Genomic DNA, 16,717 nt, shown 5'->3' on the forward strand with positions numbered 1-16,717 from the left:
TGTCAATAGAGAGTCGAGATTTGAAGGGAACTTTTACTTTGGACGGTAAACCCTATTTACCTCGGCTCTTTTAACTTTATCGTAAAATATTACAAAAAGCCATAAAAGACTCAAAAAAAATGTAATATTAGGAATATGCTAAGATATTAGTCCTTATGTATATCAACTGTAACTAGCTCAACATTGTCAGATAAACCACTATCAGAACTAATCAAAAGAGCAAGAGACCGCAATAATCTTACTCAAACTGCTTTTGGTAAGTTTTTTGAACCTTCTATAGCTCAACCTACAATAGCTAGATGGGAAAAGGGAGACCTCTTACCAAATAGAAAGCATTTTCCCAAAATAGCTTCATTATTAGATATTACACTGGAGGAATTTTTAGAACTTGTTAGTAAGCAGTTGAGTGAAGAGGGAATTATTATTCCTAATTTAGATAATGATACATATGTTCCTAATAAGCGACATCTTAATGTTCTAAATAAAGGGGTAAAGTCTTGGAATCGCTGGAGAGAAAAAAATTATAGAATCATACCTCAATTAGCTGGTGTAAAACCAAAAGAAGATTACTTGGATGAAATTGATCTTTATCATGCTGATTTACGGGGTTCATATCTAGAGAACAAATCTCTAAGAGCCTCAAACCTGAGAGGAATAGACCTCAGCGGAGCAAATTTGAGTAATGCAGATTTAAGCGATGCCGATCTTTTAGGAGCAAACATTAGTGGAGCAAATTTAACTGGGATAGATTTGACAAATGCCAACTTATGGGGAGCGAATTTGAGTGAGGCAATTCTGGTAGATGCTATTTTATGTAATGCGAATTTTAAAGAAGCAAATTTGAGTAACGCAGATCTTACTCATGCTGACATGAGAGGTGCAATTTTAAATCAAGCAAATTTTGAATATGCGATTCTTAAATATTGTTTTGTTTACGGAATATCTGATTGGAATACGAATCTGAATGGTGCAGTTCAGAAAAAACTTTATATTTGTCCATACAAAACGTACTCCATTTATGTCAATTGCTTAGAGAATGCACGTCTCAAATTGATGGAAATGAATAATCGTGATGTCCCCAAAATATCTAAATTGGCAAATGAATTACAAGTTGCTAATGAAGAGAATAAAGCTAGCTTCAAAGAGAAATTAAATAAATTACAAAATTCAGAAGTAGTTGATAGTGAACCTTAGTATGAGAGCCATTCCTGGAAAAATAAGTATAGAAAAATCTAACGAATATAAGATTTCAAGATGTATTTATTACTTTGACCCATCATTTAATCTTTATTGTTTGCTCAGAATATTTGAGTTTCAGTCAAAGACTATAGTAATTGCCAGTCAATTAAATGGTGCTATTCTTTGGGACAATTATTTGATCAAATATGTCATGGAAGATTTTGAATTAAATCATGAAAATATATTATATTGGATAAATCATATTGGTTTATTTGATAATTGCATACCAGTCAAGGAGAAGTTTCTTCATACTACTTTTTCTTATAAAAAAGATTTAATATTTTCCCAGAAGACAGTTGATCTGAAAGAAGAGAATGAAATTAATATTGAATCAGTTGAAAATTTAATAGAGTCTTCCTTAGAGCCAGTTGAGTTTTGGTTAGGACTCGATCCTAAAGCTAACAATGATTTTAAAAGGAAAAGAGAAGAGAAAATCATCAAATTATTGCATCTTTATCTTCAAGATAATCTAAAATATCTGTCTGAGCATGAAAAAACAATAAAAGTCGTATCTCAATCATTACCTGGTGCTATTTTCTTTTATCCACATCCAGATAAGTATATTGAATTTATCGAATATTCAGAAATTGAAACTAGTAATGATAAGCTAACAAAAAAAGCATTAAAATACATAAATAAATCTTTTCCAGATCGAGATTTAGTAATTTGTGTTTGTATTAAAGACTATGCTCCATTTTGTATAATTCTTCCTAAAGAAGATTTTATAAACAGGATTGAGATTAGCTTTGATTCATTAAAAAAATCAATTTACTATGAACTAGAAATGTCTAATATAACAAAGTTGAATTTTATTGAACATCAAGAACAAGAAAAACTAGAAAAAGTAAGAATACAGAGTTTACTTGAATTCTATTTAAAACCTAATCTTGCTTACTTAATATCAAGATTTGAAAAGGACAAATTATTTTTTGAATCAGAATTAGAAACTGTACGTGGTGCGCTTTTTTATTACCCAAAACACAACTATTGTGAATTTTCTCCTCTTAAGGAATTTATTAACAATTCTGAGAAATCAGCCATACCATATATAAATAAATACAACGTTAAAACTGAGGTTGTAATTTGCGTTTGCTTTGATGATGAACAAAGCATTTGTAGTATTTTTCCTAAATGATCAATCTTCAACTATGTTGCGCCACTGTTGCTGAATAGTTTCATCCCTTTGACTCTTAGCCATAACCACAGATGAAATAAATCTTCTAGCACAGGCAGGGAATTTCTTCACTTTCACCTTAACCAACGCAGTAGGTTCACTAGCAATTTTCAAATAGCCTTTGAGTTTGGGTAAATCTTGCAATTGGGAGGGCATAACAGCGTAACTCTCTCTTAATTGCTCATTCAGCGAGACAGTTCTTCCGTTTCCATTTCTTCCTGCCTGATGAGAACGACTTTGGTTTTTAGCGGTGTAAATAAACTCTTGCTTGCCAATAATATTAGCCATCGTCTCTGCTGTTTGAGGGTCAGCACAATTTAGAATTAGCTTAGTTTTAGTTCCCTGCAAAATTATGCGAGTATCCTCTTTGCCATAAATCTTAGTAATCTGGGCTTCTGTTTGAGTGCCTAAAATGGGACACCCCAGATACTTGCGACTTTCACTAAGTAAGCGATTGAGACTGGGCAATTGATTTAAGGCACCTAATTCATCAATTACAATTGCCGTCTTTCTAGTTCGTTGTTCATTGGACAGCAAACCATTAAGCATCAATTCAAAAATCAGACTGTAAAGCGGTTTTAGTAATTCTGAATCATTTTCCCTCAAGGTGATAAAAATCCACCTTCGACTATTACTTGCCGCCCAGTCATAAAAACTGAGAGCATTATTCTGTGGCTGAGTTAGGCAAGAGTAAAACTGACAGTAGTTTGAGGCAGTAGAAAGTATAGAAGTTGCCATCCTTTCTTCTCCCAAATATCTAGCAGCTAATGTTCCTGAAAGAAATGAACTTAAGGCTGGGATATCACTCCGAAGCAATGACCATAACTCTTGATTACTAGTTGTTTGACGAAATAACTCTGCCATAACCACTCTTCCAGCTTTAGAGAAAAAAGGCTCAGATGATGATTCCATTGGAATCAATCCTGCTGCCATGGTGTCAGGTTTGGCTGCTTCATGAGCGTGACTCCAATGAACACTACGAGCATCAAAAGGATTAAAAATTAAATCTCTTCGGGGATCGTAGAATTTCTCAAGCATCTCTCCATTGCGGTCAAATACTATCCCCCGAAAATCACTTCGCTGTTTTAGAATATCTACCATTTGACTAATAGCTTGAGTTTTGCCACTTCCAGGAGAACCAAACATAAAGAAACCAAGATTTTCATACTCGGCAGGAATGGGCATACCTGCTATTTCTAGTTGAGGTTGCTTTCTGAATTTGGGCTGTTTTTTGAGTATTGCTTTGAGTTGGCGATTAGTTACTATCTTGGCACCACGAACTACATGGTTATTATTATGGGAACTGAGCAACAAATATGACAAGATGAAAGTTGTCAATAACACCCCAGAGATAAGCTTGAAAAGACCAACTTGTTCTACTAAGTAGGGCAGGATTAATCTCGGACGCTTCATCAGCATTAAAGCGACTTCGGTATTTTTAGTACCCCAGAGAAGTAATAAGAGTATGGCAATAAGAAAGATTTGTCCTACTAAAGAAGAATTGGGGTTGGTTCGATTCATTATCTGCTGATTGACCTTGAATGTATTTGAGTACGGCTAAGTTTATGGTGCTGCTGCATCTCGTTTGTTCTAGCTTTGACTTGATAGTTGGTTTGGCTACGGGAAAAGCTGTTTTTGACTGTGGCATTGTCTCGTAGATTGAACTTTAATTCCTGACCGTGTTGAGTAATTGTTAAATAATCTTGGCTATGTCTAATTACTGTGCCATCGATAGACTGGTAAATTTTTTCCTGAGGAAATGAAGAATTAAAATGTCCTTGATGCTCTACTAAATATTTGGCTGTGATTAATAGTTGGAATTCTTCTTCTCTCGATGGAGTTAATCTTTGTTGGTTAAGCGTCTGCTTCATAACAAGAGGAATCGCATTTTCCTGCGCTCTTGATTTTGCGACAGATAGTCCCAAAGCCTTAGTACTGGAAGTGTAGATCTGGAATTCCTGTTTGGCTCTAGAAGCAGCGACATAGAAGCTTTCTCTTCCTACGGTCAAAGATTTTCCCGAACCCGCAGCATAGATACAATAGTTAGCTGTTTGACCCTGGCTACTGTGGACTGTATCAACATAGCGGTAATCGGAATACAAGAGGGCATCGGGGTTAACGGTTTTAGTTTTACCCTTAGTCTTTATTTTTATTTGCCCATTGTCATCAAAACCCAAGACTGCAAACTGTTGTCCATTAATTTGCTTCTGCTGATTCCGATAATGGTTGCGGGTAAACTTCATCTGTTCTCCAAAACGCAATTCGCGGATTTGAGATTGAAATACCGAGCGGTCTTTGTAGCAATTGAGTTTTAAACTCTGTCGATCGCCAAAGCTATTTCTGAGGGTTAAGGTTTTTGTGCTGCTATCTACAGCATCAACTCGGTAATAAAGATCTTTATTAAACTTGACTGTGGTATGACCGAACTTAATTACGTCTCCCACCTCGTAGCTGCTGGCTTGAGTCAGACTGAATTGATCTAAATCTTTGGCTTTGAGTATGTTAATTTGCTGAGATTCCTGACTCAGTTGACCCTGCTTAATTAGCCCTTGGCGTATCTGGTTGGTAATGGCTGATTTTTCTTTATTTGTACCTGCCAGAATGAGAGTCTGTGCTTGGGTTGTACCATCCCGTTCTAAGTAGTCATTGACCACCGCTTTTAGTCTCAGACTATCAATGGGTATCTGTTTAATGCGACCTTGTTCGTTAAGCTTTTGATATCCCTGTTTGATTTCTCCTTTGGACAATAGAGCTACAACTTCTCTTAGTTGAAAATTCTGCTGTCGAACATTTTGATTGATTCCAATTGTGGGTAGCTGAGCTTGTTCTTGAAGCAATTTAAAAGGTGAACCTGCCTGTACCGCAGCTAATTGTTTGGTATCGCCAATAAGGAGTATGCGGGAATTAGTTTGTTTGCCCTTTTCCAGCAAATTCTGCATTTGGCTACTGCCGATCATTCCTGCTTCATCAACGACAATTAATTCGTTTTTGGGTAGAGATTTTAGAGGAATATTGAGATAGGCATCAAGGGTTTGACAGTTAATATCGGCTCCTTTATTTAGTTCTTTAGCAGCCGCCGCACTAGGAGCTAAACCCCGCATCTTGATATCAGAAGACATAGTTGCTTTTAAAGCTTTAACGGTATAAGTTTTGCCTACTCCTGCATCCCCTTGACAGAGCATTACACCATCGCAATTATTGGCAAAATGATTGAGAGCATTTGCTTGAGCTTGGTTGAGTCCTAGTATTTTGGCTTGTTGATGAGCTGTTTCTGTATTGGCTAGAGGAGAATATTTATCTTTACCGCTGATTGCTAAATTAAGAATTTGTTTTTCTCTGTCGATCGCAGCTAATGTTGTTAGTCTTCCATCTTGAGTTTTAAGCAGATTTTGACTGTGATCGATTTCTTTTTCTAAGTCTTCAAGGCTATAGTTTCCTTGAGATTGTCGCAGTGTTTCTTTGAGAAGTATATGCTTGGGAAAAGCTACTTGTTTCTCCGTAACTATTTCTATAGCTTGATTCACTAGCTCTTTCCGTTTTTCAGCATTCTGAAGATAATAACCCTGGCTTAGTTGATGAATAATAGGTTCGGGATGACTAATTCGGGCTAACTCAGCTTGTTGTTGCCAAGTCTGCCGAAGAGTTTTCCTTTCTTCAGGAGCTTTGTGTAATTTATCTTTACGAGTAGTCGTACAGGCTCTAGCTTTATTTGCTGCACTGGCTTCATGACCTACAGCATTTTCTATCTCCTGTTTGCGAGTGCTAAACTCCTTTAACTGTGACTGGCTATAACCCCGAACATCAAACGTGCCATCGCGATTCCAGTCCAATTCATATCCTAGAGTTTGAAGTCTTCTACCAAGATCATGATGATAGACCATGCCAATAGTCATCTTCTGCTGGTAGAGTTGACGGTTATCCATAGAACGCCATTTGCCATCTGTTCCTTGTGTCTGATTAAAAGTCACACAATGGCTATGAAGTTGAGGATCTTGATTGCGATTATCATCATGTTGAAAGACAGCGAACAAGGCATTATCTGTCTGAATTTGATTAGCTCCTCCTTTCCCCGTTCTGGTAAAGATGCAGTTTTTCTCTATATAAGAGAGAGTAGTTTGTACAGCTTCTTGATGAGCCTCTATGACTGCTTTGTCTTCTTTGACTAAACCCAATAGCGAAACCGATTTAGGAGCAGAAAGGGTAATATCTCTGCCTGGATTATATTTTTTTCCCGACTGTCTTTGACGTAAAGGATTTCCTAAAGTATCTAATCCCTGATAGGCATTGTTATATTCTTCTATTGAAACTTGACCATTAAGACCAAGTATTTCTGCACCTTGCCCATACCAGTGACTATTCTCTAATCCTTGGTTTTGAGTGTAGTAATTGTCTTGAGCATAGTCGTTTACCTTGGCGTAGAGTCTACCAATCGAGCAAACCATTTTGAATTGTTTTGTTTGATTTATCTATTTTGATAGTGACATTTTTCATTGTTTAAAACTACTATTTAAAAGCTGGTTTACATATCTTATTATTGATGTTTAAAAATAGTCAAAAATACCTTATCTATATTTATTTGAAAAACCAGCAGAATTTATTTTGTTCTCACTAAGGGTGCATCAGGTGTGGGATATCAACCAGTATAAAACTAGTGTTGTTAAACAAAATCTGTCACACTGAAAGTGAATCTTTTTTAATTCAAGCTATTGTTTAATTGATAAAATATCTGGCAGAATAATATCAGAGTTATTGCTACAAACAGAAAATGAATCAGTCTGAACTAAGTCCTTTGGAAAAAGCGATCGCGAAAAGGATAGATAAGACCAAAGATAAGGCATCAAAACCAGGATATTTAAGAACGCTAGTTGCTAAGTTGCACTTGAGGATTGAGGCAGCCTTAGCTAGAGGATGTGAATATGATGATTTGGCGGAATCAATTACGGAATCAGGAGTCAAGATCAGTACGGCTACCCTGAAGCAATATCACACTGAGTATCGTCGTTCTTTGAATGAAGAGGCGGAAGAAAAATCTAATACCGTTGGCTCAATATTGCCTCCCGAACAGCCAGAGGAAATCAAGCAGCAAGTTAATACACCAGATAGAAAGCAGTCGGTAGTAAATAAGTTATTTGCAAGTAAGTAATGAAAGTTAAGACCGAAACAAAAGAATCAGCGTCAAAATTAATTGTCACCCGTCCAGGTATTCAGATTTCTAACTGTAAGAAAGGCGGTGTAGGTAAGACACTACTATCTAAATTAAAGGCTGCTTACTGTTTAGAATCGGAGCTGGATTTTTATGCGGTAGATGCAGATAGACAAGAGAGTTTTTTGAAAGCTTATCCTGAGTTTGCCCTGCCAACACGATTTAGTGAGTTGGATAAGAATCTAAAGATACCAGATCGCATTTTGGATTTGGCTCTTGAAAAATTAGTGTTAGTTGATTTGCCAGGAAATGTAGAAGAAGCATTTAATCATTGGCTAACGGCTAGCGATATTTTAGAAGCATCAAAGGATCTTGGTGTCGAGATTCAGAACTGGTATGTGCTTGATGATTCGACTGAGTGCTATGAAGGGTTTTTGAGAACGCTGGAGTTTGTCAAAGACAATGCGACTCATATATTGGTCAGAAATTTAGGCAGATGTGAGGACTGGGAAAGTTTTGATCAGTTTATTACTCCTGGGTTGATCGCTGAATATAAGTTGACGGTGATTGACCTACCAAAGCTGAGGCTAGATACAGCGACGACGGTGTATAAAAATGCCCTCAGTTTTACTGAAGCCAGGAGACATTCAGAGTTTAGTACGGCTCAGTTGGCTGGTTTACGTGGATATATGCGACGAGTCTACAAGGTATTTGATGATGCTGGTTTCAATATTGAAAGTTTGAGGTTGGATTAGTGACTTATTTAAAGAAGCCAACTTTACTTCAACAACAGCAAGAACTTCAGAAATTGATAGATGAGAGATTAGGAAATGAAGAAGTAAAGATTCGTCAGCGAGTATATCAGTGGTTGAGTGACAATCAGTATTTTGTTGATGATGAGTTGTTTGATTTTTATTTCTGTGTGGCTCAGAACATAGCTGCTGTTGAGGTGTTGGGTAGCTCTGGGGAGAAGATTTTAATAGCCGAGAAGGAGCTTGAGAAATCTGCGGAAGCTTATAAAAATCAAGTGGTTGATACTTCTAATTGGATACACGAGCAATTGGAAAGACAGTTACAAAGCATTCTGGAAAATCAGCAGAAGCTAGACCAAACAATTATTCAAGTGCTGGAAGGATTGACAAGAGAGCATGAGAATCTAAAAGCCGTCTCAACTGGTTTGGTTAACTCTATTTCGATTTTATTGAAGAAGCAGAGACAGATGTTGGTTCAAACTGAAGCTGCTAGAAAATTTGCTTTTAACTCAATAGTTTTGGCTTGGGCAATTCCTGTTATGGCTTTGCTGGGATGGATAGCCATTTTACTCTTAAATAACAAATTGTAAAAATCTGACTCAAAGTACGAATTAAAATAACAAAGAGGCGAGGTGATTGGTTCACTATATATGCTAAAAAATATTATCTAAAATCAGCAATGCCGTATTTTTAAAACCAGGTTAGAACTTAAACATAATTCAAAACTTGAAAGTAACTTGGTATTTAAGCAATTAACATAATTAATGACTCAATTAAGTATTTCCAACATAAATAACGATATTTCAGATATTTTGCCAGTAGAGCCTATTTTTGCTCGCCATGAAACTTTTCACCCAAGGTTTGGCTGGCTTAAAAAAGGATTCGATTTAGCAGAGAAGGATTCGGGTGTTTTTGTACAACCTGATGCGCCAGTTCGCCTGGGGGTGGGAAAGAATATGGTGCGTTCTATTCGCTATTGGTGTAGAACTTTTAAGGTCTTGCAAGAAGATTGTCCAAGCAAATTCGGGAGGCAGCTTTTTTCTGATCAAGGGTGGGACACATTTCTTGAAGATCCAGCTTCTCTGTGGTTATTACATTGGAATCTACTCAAGCCCACCTGTGAAGCTGCTGCTTGGTATTTTACTTTTTATATTTTTAGAAAAGTTGAATTTACTTCAGATGAATTACTAACTGAATTAAGTGAGTGGCAAAATACTCTAGGCAAAAAGGTAGTAGAATCTTCTCTCAAGAAAGATATTTCCTGTATTTTGCGAATGTATGGCATGGAAGAGGGTAAAAAAAATTTTCAAGAAGATTCCATTGATTGCCCTTTTTTATTGAAGCAGCAGGAATGGGATTGGCATCACGACCTAATCTACAAAGATGGTTAGAAATTCAAGATTTAATTGCTGATGCTAACTATCTCGATTCAGATAGTCTTAGAGTATTAAAAACTATTGGAATTTTAAACTTGGTTACTATTACAGGCACAACTAGGGCGACTCGTAATTTAGTCACTCTAGCAATGTGCGATCGCCCTAATGATAGTGAGAGTCTTAAATACTGGGGTCACGTTGTTGATAAGTTGTTGCAAAGAGGTTTAATTACCCATCGTCGCCAATTAGATGAACTGCGTATTTGGCAAGGCTCTGATTTTAATGTAGATAGCGAATTGTCACGATATCTTGAAGAAGAGCGATCTCCTTTATACAGCTTGTTGTCCTCAATTCGACCTCTAAAACCTTTAGTAGCGCAGCGTCATAGTTATCAAACAGGAACTTTACGTTATTTCGAGCGTAGCTATCTAGATGGTTCTAGTAATTTAAAAGATTTATCTTGTTCTCATCATGACAGTGATGGAATGATTGGTTATTGGGTAAATGAAGATTTACCCACTTCTGTTACTCAATCTACTGTCGATGGCAAACCGTTAATTATATTGTGTGCTGCTCAATTAGATTTGTTACGTATCCGAGCTAGAGAATATGCTGCACTGAAGAAAATTCAAATTAACGCTTCAGAATTACAAACCGATGGTGTAGCTAGAAGAGAAGTTCGCTATCGATTAGCAGAAGCAGAAAAATTACTTTATGAAAGTCTACAATACGCTTTTGAGCTAACCAATGACAGCAATATTTGCTGGATTCAAGGGCAACAAGTAACTATTAGCAGCATTACTGACTTTAACGCTGAACTTTCGCGAGTTTGTGATCGCGTTTATCAAAAGAGTCCCAGGATTTGGAATGAACTAATAAACCGTCGAGTTCTTACTTCTCAAGGGGCTAAAGCGAGGCGAGAATTGATTGAAGCAATGATTGAACGCTCTGACCTAGCAAAATTAGGTTTAGAAGGATATGGTCCCGAAGTCACAATATATCATTCAATACTCGGTGAAACAGGCATTCATAAAGAAAAGGATGGGTACTGGGATTTTTATCCACCTGACAAAGAATCAGGAGTATGGAGAGTATGGCAAGCTATTGATGAATTTTGTTTGGCTGCTACAGATCAACCTAGAACTTTAGATCGGCTTTATGAAGTTTTAGCTACTCCTCCCTATGGAATAAAGCAGGGTTCAATTCCTATCTTATTAGCTGCTGTATTGCTCTATCACATTGATGATTTAGGAGTTTATCAAGATGGTACTTTTATTCCTATTTTAGGCGCAGAGCATTTTGAGTTACTACTGAAAGCTCCATCTCGTTTTGCAATTAAGTATTTTGAAGTTGTCGGACTGCGATCGCAGGTATTTAAAGAACTTGAAGCTATTTTACGTAGCCCTAAAGCTCAAAAATCTGGTAATCTGCGTAATGCTACTCTTTTAACAGTAGTTACACCGTTATATCAGTTTGTTGGTAAACTTCCTAAATATACAAAGCAAACTAAGCGATTGAGTAAGGAAGCAGTAGCTATTATACAAGCTCTACAACAAACAGTAGAACCAGATGAACTTTTATTTACAGGTTTGCCCCAAGCTTGTGGTTTGCCTTCTATCGGTACAGATAAAGCTGATGATGGCACGATTGCGAAAAACTTACGGTTAAAACTGATTCAAGTTCTCCGCGAACTTAATACTGCTTATGACAGTTTGTTAAGCGATTGTCAAAGTTTACTTCAGGATGCTTTTGGGGTTCGCAGAGGCAAACAAAAGCTACGGGAAGATTTACGAGTCAGAGCTAATTATTTGGTAGAAAAATGTATTGAACCTACTTTAAAACGTTTCGCTAAAGCTGCGATCGATGAGAAACCTGGAAACAAACATTAATCAAAGCTGTATAGTTCAAATATTTTAAAAATCAAGTTTATATTCCATACCAGGAATTGAAAATTTAGAAACAATCTTACTCAATTTCCGTTTTGAATCAGCACTAAGTCGAATAAAAGGCTGATTCTTTTGATTTTTTAAAATACTTCCACAAAGATCAAAACGAGATTCAAGCAACGCAGCTAAAAATTCTACTTCGTTATCAGAAAAAGCCATTGTATAAAAATTAGCTGAACCACTTGAACAACCATCATCACAAAACCAAACAGCCAGGGCAAATTTTGTTAAATATTTTTTAATAAGCTTTTCAGGAATAACTTTTGCTTCTGAATACCATTGTGAATGTAACTCGGTTAGAACTGGATGCACTTTAGTTCTTAACCACCAACCTTGATATCTTTTTCCTGTTTTTGTATGGGGTGAAGATATACGTTCATTAAAAGAACAAGAAAAATATTGACTGATAAATTTATATTTCCATTCTAAATATTTTTGATTACTTCCACCTTCTGCATATCGAGCGTTCCGTTTACTCGAACGTCTTTCTAGACAACCATCACCCAACAAAGAACCTGTTAAAAATTCATATAATTCTTTGTCAGGTTTTTTCCCTTTATAGTTTAAATAGTGTGACCTTCCTGCTGCTTCTTTTCCTCGTTGTTGCTGTATCCGAGAATTAAGCACGGGAAAATTAGGATACAGTATTTTATATTCTTTAGTTGTCAACCCATGTGTTCTTAAGTGGCTATAGCCAATCATTTCAAATTGTTGGTTACACACCGCACAAGTTACCAAATCGATATCTTGTTCTTTGAGTTGTTCGATTCGATTGCGTTGGCGACAATAATCAGCTTTGACAGCAAGCTGTTTTTTATAAATAGCCTGACATTCTGGACTTCCACAGGTACGACGACAAGCAGGATGAACTAAATTAGGCTCAACTTTTTTACTACAAACCAGACAATTAAAAGGTTGCACCATAGATTCTAACTTGAATTATTTTGTTATCATAAATGCTAACTTTACTCAAATATTTTGTTGTTTTAAAAGTTAACAACAATTACAATCTGCTCTGCCATAATTGAAACTATGGGAAAAGCAGGTCAAGCATTAAGACAGGTATTAGAGGCGTACGACATCAACCAAAGCGCACTAGCAACAGGTTTAGGTGTTGAGCGTTCGATTGTTTTTCGTTGGTATCATGAACAAACAGACCCAACGGCTGAAACAGTGGCTCAAATTGTCCAAGCCTTACAAATCATCAATATATCTGCTGCAAAAGACTTTATACAAGTTTATTTAGGCGATTTAACACAAACAGTTAATGCAACTATCAGCCAAGATTTACCACCATCAGATCGAGTTAATGTCTCGGTTTTATCACAAATCTTTGATAAGACTACTAATTCTTATAAATATCTTTTCTTCCTTTCACTTTTGGATATTCTTAAAAGAAGAAACTTCGATACTTTATCACCCGTTACTTTTCAAGAAATTATTATCGAGATTATAGCTAATGCTTGGTATCCCCATAATTATTTCAAATTGTCTTTTGGAACACAAGACCAGATTGCTAATAAATTAGATTCTCTTGATTTAGTAATTAGCGAACCAATATTACAATTTAGAGATGCAGATAAAAAACTTTTAAGAAAAACAATTCAAGGTCAGAACCTTGATGATATTGTCAAAGATATTGGGCGATACGTTCCATTTCGTCTAATTCGTCCATTTTTTACCCATAAAACTAGGGGATTAAAAGATTATGACGTTAATCCCAGTGTATGCGAGCTTGCTAATAATCAATTTGAAGTAACTAAACCGCTTTATTGTTTTGATTCAACATCATACAAAGACTGTACGGCGATTATTTTGCATCAGGACTGGATAGAATATATTGCTGAAAATTATTCTATTGTTCGGGGTTGGGTATCTTGGGAATGGTTGAATTATATGCAATCAAAAAATATTAATATTCCTAATATAGTTAGTAAATTATTTATTCCACAACAGAGAGATTCTTTAAGTAAACAGACAAAATATTGGAAGCTAATTTTAAATCATCAAAAAATTAAATGTATATATTCTCAAATTGAATTAGACAAAAATAGTATTTCATTAGATCATTATTTACCTTGGTCGTTTGTAGCTCATGACCAATTATGGAATTTAATCCCTACAACTCCATCTGTTAACTCTTCTAAATCTAATAATATTCCTGCGGAAAAATATTTTACTGATTTTGTAAAATTACAGCATCAAGGTTTAACAATTTACGCTCAAAATAACTCGGAAAGAAAATGGCATAACTATGCAGAAGATTACATCGCAGAATTGAAAGTAAATAAAGCTGATGATTTATTAAATATTGATATTCTTAATAATGCTTATCAAGCTACACTACAGCCTTTAGTTTCTTTAGCAGCAATTCAAGGCTTTAAACAAAATTGGATTTATCAGAGCAACCAAAACTAATTTATTTAGTCCACAACAATCGTATTTTTTTAGCGAATCCGCCTTTTTCTTTTCGCTTTTGTTCTTGTCTAGCTAAAACTAAATCTTTATCTATTTTTAAGTTAGTCAGTATTCCATCTATAACTTCATAAATATCGGCTAATTCTTCTACTAAATTATCTGGTTTAGCCTCTGCTGCTTCTTTAGCTTCTTCTATCAGCTTATCTAGTAAAGCTTGATAATACTCCGACTGTGACATTGTTTTTACTTCATATTCTCGTCCAGCTTGACGGATAATTTCAGGGATGCGATCGCGAATGAGTTTACTATGTTTTTGGCGCATAATTAATATGACAACTACATTTGGTAATGCTAGCAGTACAGACCATATCTACGGCGACGAAGCAGCAAAAGCCTTATCCAAAGCTCGCTGTCAAGTTGCTGAATTAGTCGGCGCATCATCAAAAGAAGTGATTTTTACCTCTGGGGCAACAGAAAGCATTAACTTAGCTATTCAAGGAACTATATTTAAGCATATTGATAACAAAAATCAACCTTGCATTGCTTTCTCCCCACTGGAACACAAAGCAGTATTAGATACCTGTCAGGCGATCTCCAAAAAAAGACTAGCCAATCTTATTTTTTTTCAAGTTGACTCCTTTGGGAGATTAGACCTTGAACATCTCGAACAAGTTTGTAAACAAGGGCTTTCATTGCTATGTGTGATGGCAGCTAACAACGAAATCGGCAATATTTACCCAGTTCGAGAAATTGGTGAGATAGCTCAAAAATATCAGATTCCTTTTCTTTGTGATGCTTCCCAAGCAGTAGGAAAAATACCAATCGATTTTGAACAGTGGGGAATAACTTATCTAGCCATCTCTGGTCATAAATTCTATGCACCCAAAGGAGTTGGAGGATTAATTGTTAGAAAAGGACATCATCTAGAACCGATTATCTTTGGTGGTGGTCATCAAAAAGGATTGCGATCGGGAACGCTTAATGTTCCTGGGATTGTTGGTTTAGGAGAAGCTTGTCGATTAAGACAATTAGAAATGGAAAAAGATGAACAGGCGATCGCCACACTTCGAGATAAATTACAGAAGTTGCTACAAGACAAAATACCTAACTTAATTGTCAACGGAGATATTAATTCACGACTAGCAGGCAACCTCCATATTTCCATTCCTGGGATTCCTAATAGTGCCATTATTGCTAGAGTACCTAACCAATTAGCAATTTCTACTGGTTCTGCCTGTTCTTCTGGAGTAGCAGCACCATCTCATGTTCTGCGAGCCATGAATTTATCCGATGACGAGATCGAAGGCTCACTAAGAATCGGACTAGGCAAATTTACCACTGACAAAGAGATAGAAACATCAGCAGAAATTCTTTCTCATGTAGTCGATTTAATCTTGCAATCAATGGTAATTTGACTATTTTGTTCCCTCTCGCTTTTTTGCTTAATTTATTTAAATTTGCTTTGTCCACGATTAATTCATTAAAGCAGAAATTTTAAATCTTGCTAGGCAATTAAGGCATTTGGAAATTAGCTTTAACTTGTGTCGATCATATTTATAAAAAGAGCAATCGTGCTATTCTTGAATTAGGCACAACAAATATATTGTACTTTGACAAACCATCGAAAACAAATCAATATGCTACCCCCATTTGATGAAAGGGGTAATCTTCCTCCTGGTGTCTATGAAATAAACTGGACTGAATTTTGCGTTCGCTTTGGGTTCAATTCTCACAGACAAAACATCCTTGTAGGTTTACAAATGGCTCTCCAATTTCTAGCTCAAGCAAACTGTCAGCGAGTTTATATAGGAGGGAGTTTCGTCACCAGCAAAGAATATCCCAATGATTTTGATGGTTGCTACGATGACATGGGTGTAGATTACGATCTGCTCGATCCCATATTTGATGAAGAGCTATTTGTTCAAAAAGAAAGATTTAGTGGAGAATTATTCGCCGATCCTATATTTCAAGGCTTTTTACAGACAGACAGAGATGGTAGTCCCAAGGGAATAATCGCTCTAGACCCCAGAGAATTACTTAAATGAGAGGAAAATAGCAGTGATTCAAAACGAACATCAGTATAAAGTAACTCAAAATAAACTCAAAGACTTAGAACAAGCATTAGTAGAACTGTTACAAATTAAAGATACTTTGCGTCCTCGCCAGTTTTCATCACGTAAGAATGGCTTACAATTAATGATTGGCAATTTAAGCAAGGAAATTGAAGAATATAACGCTTTAAAACAACAACAGACACCGATCAAGATTGCATCAATTCAAGAATTGCCATTAGCTCTGATTAGAGCGCGAATTGCAATGGGCATGACTCAAAAAGAACTAGCAGAGAAAATGGGAGTCAAGGAGCAACAAGTTCAAAGGGATGAAGCTAATCAATATAGTTCGGCTGGATTTCAGCGTATATCAGCAGTAGCAGAAGCTCTAGATATTAAAATTCAAGAGACTAGTGTTTTGCTGAAGTCTTAACTTTAAATATTTTAATCAAGTAAATTATTGGTAGAAAATTGGTAGATAAAGTTATTGATAACAACTAAAAACTAATTGTAGATAGCTATTCAAGAATTATTTGCTCACTTTGGGGTAGTGGGGAGATGATAATAGGTCGAATTCCAGCTTTTAAAAACTTCTCAATCTTTACTATTTTATACCTA

The 16,717-nt window shown here is 36.1% G+C and carries 13 protein-coding genes and 2 pseudogenes; 11 read left to right on the top strand and 4 right to left on the bottom strand.

The annotated features are described in order from the left end of the window. Positions 1–183: 183 nt before the first annotated feature. A complete protein-coding gene (locus tag PLEUR7319_RS37995) occupies positions 184–1,194 on the top strand; it encodes a pentapeptide repeat-containing protein (RefSeq protein WP_019505238.1) in 1,011 nt (336 codons plus the stop codon). Position 1,195: 1 nt separating this feature from the next. Further along, entirely contained in the window at positions 1,196–2,374 is a 1,179-nt protein-coding gene (locus tag PLEUR7319_RS0110805; protein WP_019505239.1) for a hypothetical protein, read from the top strand. Here PLEUR7319_RS0110805 and PLEUR7319_RS34890 read toward each other — a convergent pair whose 3' ends face one another. Both PLEUR7319_RS34890 and mobF read right to left on the bottom strand, forming a co-directional pair. Beyond that, positions 2,375–3,934: a type IV secretion system DNA-binding domain-containing protein gene (locus tag PLEUR7319_RS34890; RefSeq protein ID WP_051044417.1), complete on the bottom strand. Its 1,560-nt coding sequence runs from the start codon at positions 3,932–3,934 to the stop codon at positions 2,375–2,377. Beyond that, entirely contained in the window at positions 3,934–6,855 is a 2,922-nt protein-coding gene (mobF, locus tag PLEUR7319_RS34895) for a MobF family relaxase (RefSeq protein WP_019505240.1), read from the bottom strand. Before mobF ends, PLEUR7319_RS34890 begins: the two co-directional genes overlap by 1 nt. 323 nt (positions 6,856–7,178) lie before the next feature. Between mobF and PLEUR7319_RS38000 the strand changes: the two genes are divergently transcribed. The 5 genes and pseudogenes from PLEUR7319_RS38000 to PLEUR7319_RS34910 all read left to right on the top strand — a co-directional run. Next, positions 7,179–7,556, top strand: coding sequence for a hypothetical protein (locus PLEUR7319_RS38000; RefSeq protein ID WP_019505241.1), 378 nt, complete (start codon positions 7,179–7,181; stop codon positions 7,554–7,556). After that, on the top strand, positions 7,556–8,311 hold the full coding sequence (locus PLEUR7319_RS0110825) for a hypothetical protein (protein ID WP_019505242.1): 756 nt from the start codon (positions 7,556–7,558) through the stop codon (positions 8,309–8,311). The genes PLEUR7319_RS38000 and PLEUR7319_RS0110825 overlap by 1 nt, the downstream gene beginning before the upstream one ends. Then, a complete protein-coding gene (locus PLEUR7319_RS0110830) occupies positions 8,311–8,898 on the top strand; it encodes a hypothetical protein (RefSeq protein ID WP_019505243.1) in 588 nt (195 codons plus the stop codon). The genes PLEUR7319_RS0110825 and PLEUR7319_RS0110830 overlap by 1 nt, the downstream gene beginning before the upstream one ends. Positions 8,899–9,072: 174 nt before the next feature. Further along, positions 9,073–9,642: pseudogene (locus PLEUR7319_RS34905) on the top strand (DUF4007 family protein); the annotation flags it as partial. Continuing rightward, positions 9,639–11,552: pseudogene (locus PLEUR7319_RS34910) on the top strand (hypothetical protein); the annotation flags it as partial. The pseudogenes PLEUR7319_RS34905 and PLEUR7319_RS34910, both read left to right, overlap by 4 nt. 45 nt (positions 11,553–11,597) lie before the next feature. Here PLEUR7319_RS34910 and PLEUR7319_RS0110845 read toward each other — a convergent pair. Beyond that, positions 11,598–12,554: an LAGLIDADG endonuclease gene (locus PLEUR7319_RS0110845; RefSeq protein ID WP_019505246.1), complete on the bottom strand. Its 957-nt coding sequence runs from the start codon at positions 12,552–12,554 to the stop codon at positions 11,598–11,600. A gap of 108 nt (positions 12,555–12,662) precedes the next feature. Between PLEUR7319_RS0110845 and PLEUR7319_RS0110850 the strand changes: the two genes are divergently transcribed. After that, positions 12,663–14,048, top strand: a complete 1,386-nt coding sequence (locus PLEUR7319_RS0110850) for an HNH endonuclease domain-containing protein (RefSeq protein WP_019505247.1) — start codon at positions 12,663–12,665, stop codon at positions 14,046–14,048. A gap of 1 nt (position 14,049) precedes the next feature. Here the strand turns inward: PLEUR7319_RS0110850 and PLEUR7319_RS0110855 are convergent, their stop codons facing one another. Continuing rightward, positions 14,050–14,370 carry a nucleoside triphosphate pyrophosphohydrolase gene (locus PLEUR7319_RS0110855; protein ID WP_019505248.1) on the bottom strand — a complete coding sequence of 107 codons (321 nt, stop codon included), beginning with the start codon at positions 14,368–14,370 and terminating at the stop codon, positions 14,050–14,052. 7 nt (positions 14,371–14,377) lie between these two features. Between PLEUR7319_RS0110855 and PLEUR7319_RS0110860 the strand changes: the two genes are divergently transcribed. From PLEUR7319_RS0110860 to PLEUR7319_RS0110870, 3 genes are all read left to right on the top strand, one after another. After that, a complete protein-coding gene (locus tag PLEUR7319_RS0110860) occupies positions 14,378–15,463 on the top strand; it encodes a cysteine desulfurase family protein (protein ID WP_019505249.1) in 1,086 nt (361 codons plus the stop codon). Between the two features lie 222 nt (positions 15,464–15,685). Further along, on the top strand, positions 15,686–16,093 hold the full coding sequence (locus tag PLEUR7319_RS0110865) for a hypothetical protein (protein ID WP_019505250.1): 408 nt from the start codon (positions 15,686–15,688) through the stop codon (positions 16,091–16,093). Between the two features lie 13 nt (positions 16,094–16,106). Beyond that, positions 16,107–16,532 (top strand): helix-turn-helix transcriptional regulator, encoded by a 426-nt coding sequence (locus PLEUR7319_RS0110870; RefSeq protein ID WP_019505251.1) that lies wholly within the window; start codon positions 16,107–16,109, stop codon positions 16,530–16,532. Positions 16,533–16,717 lie beyond the last annotated feature (185 nt).

Origin of the sequence: Pleurocapsa sp. PCC 7319, assembly GCF_000332195.1 — a bacterium.
Classification (GTDB): Bacteria; Cyanobacteriota; Cyanobacteriia; order Cyanobacteriales; family Xenococcaceae; genus Waterburya.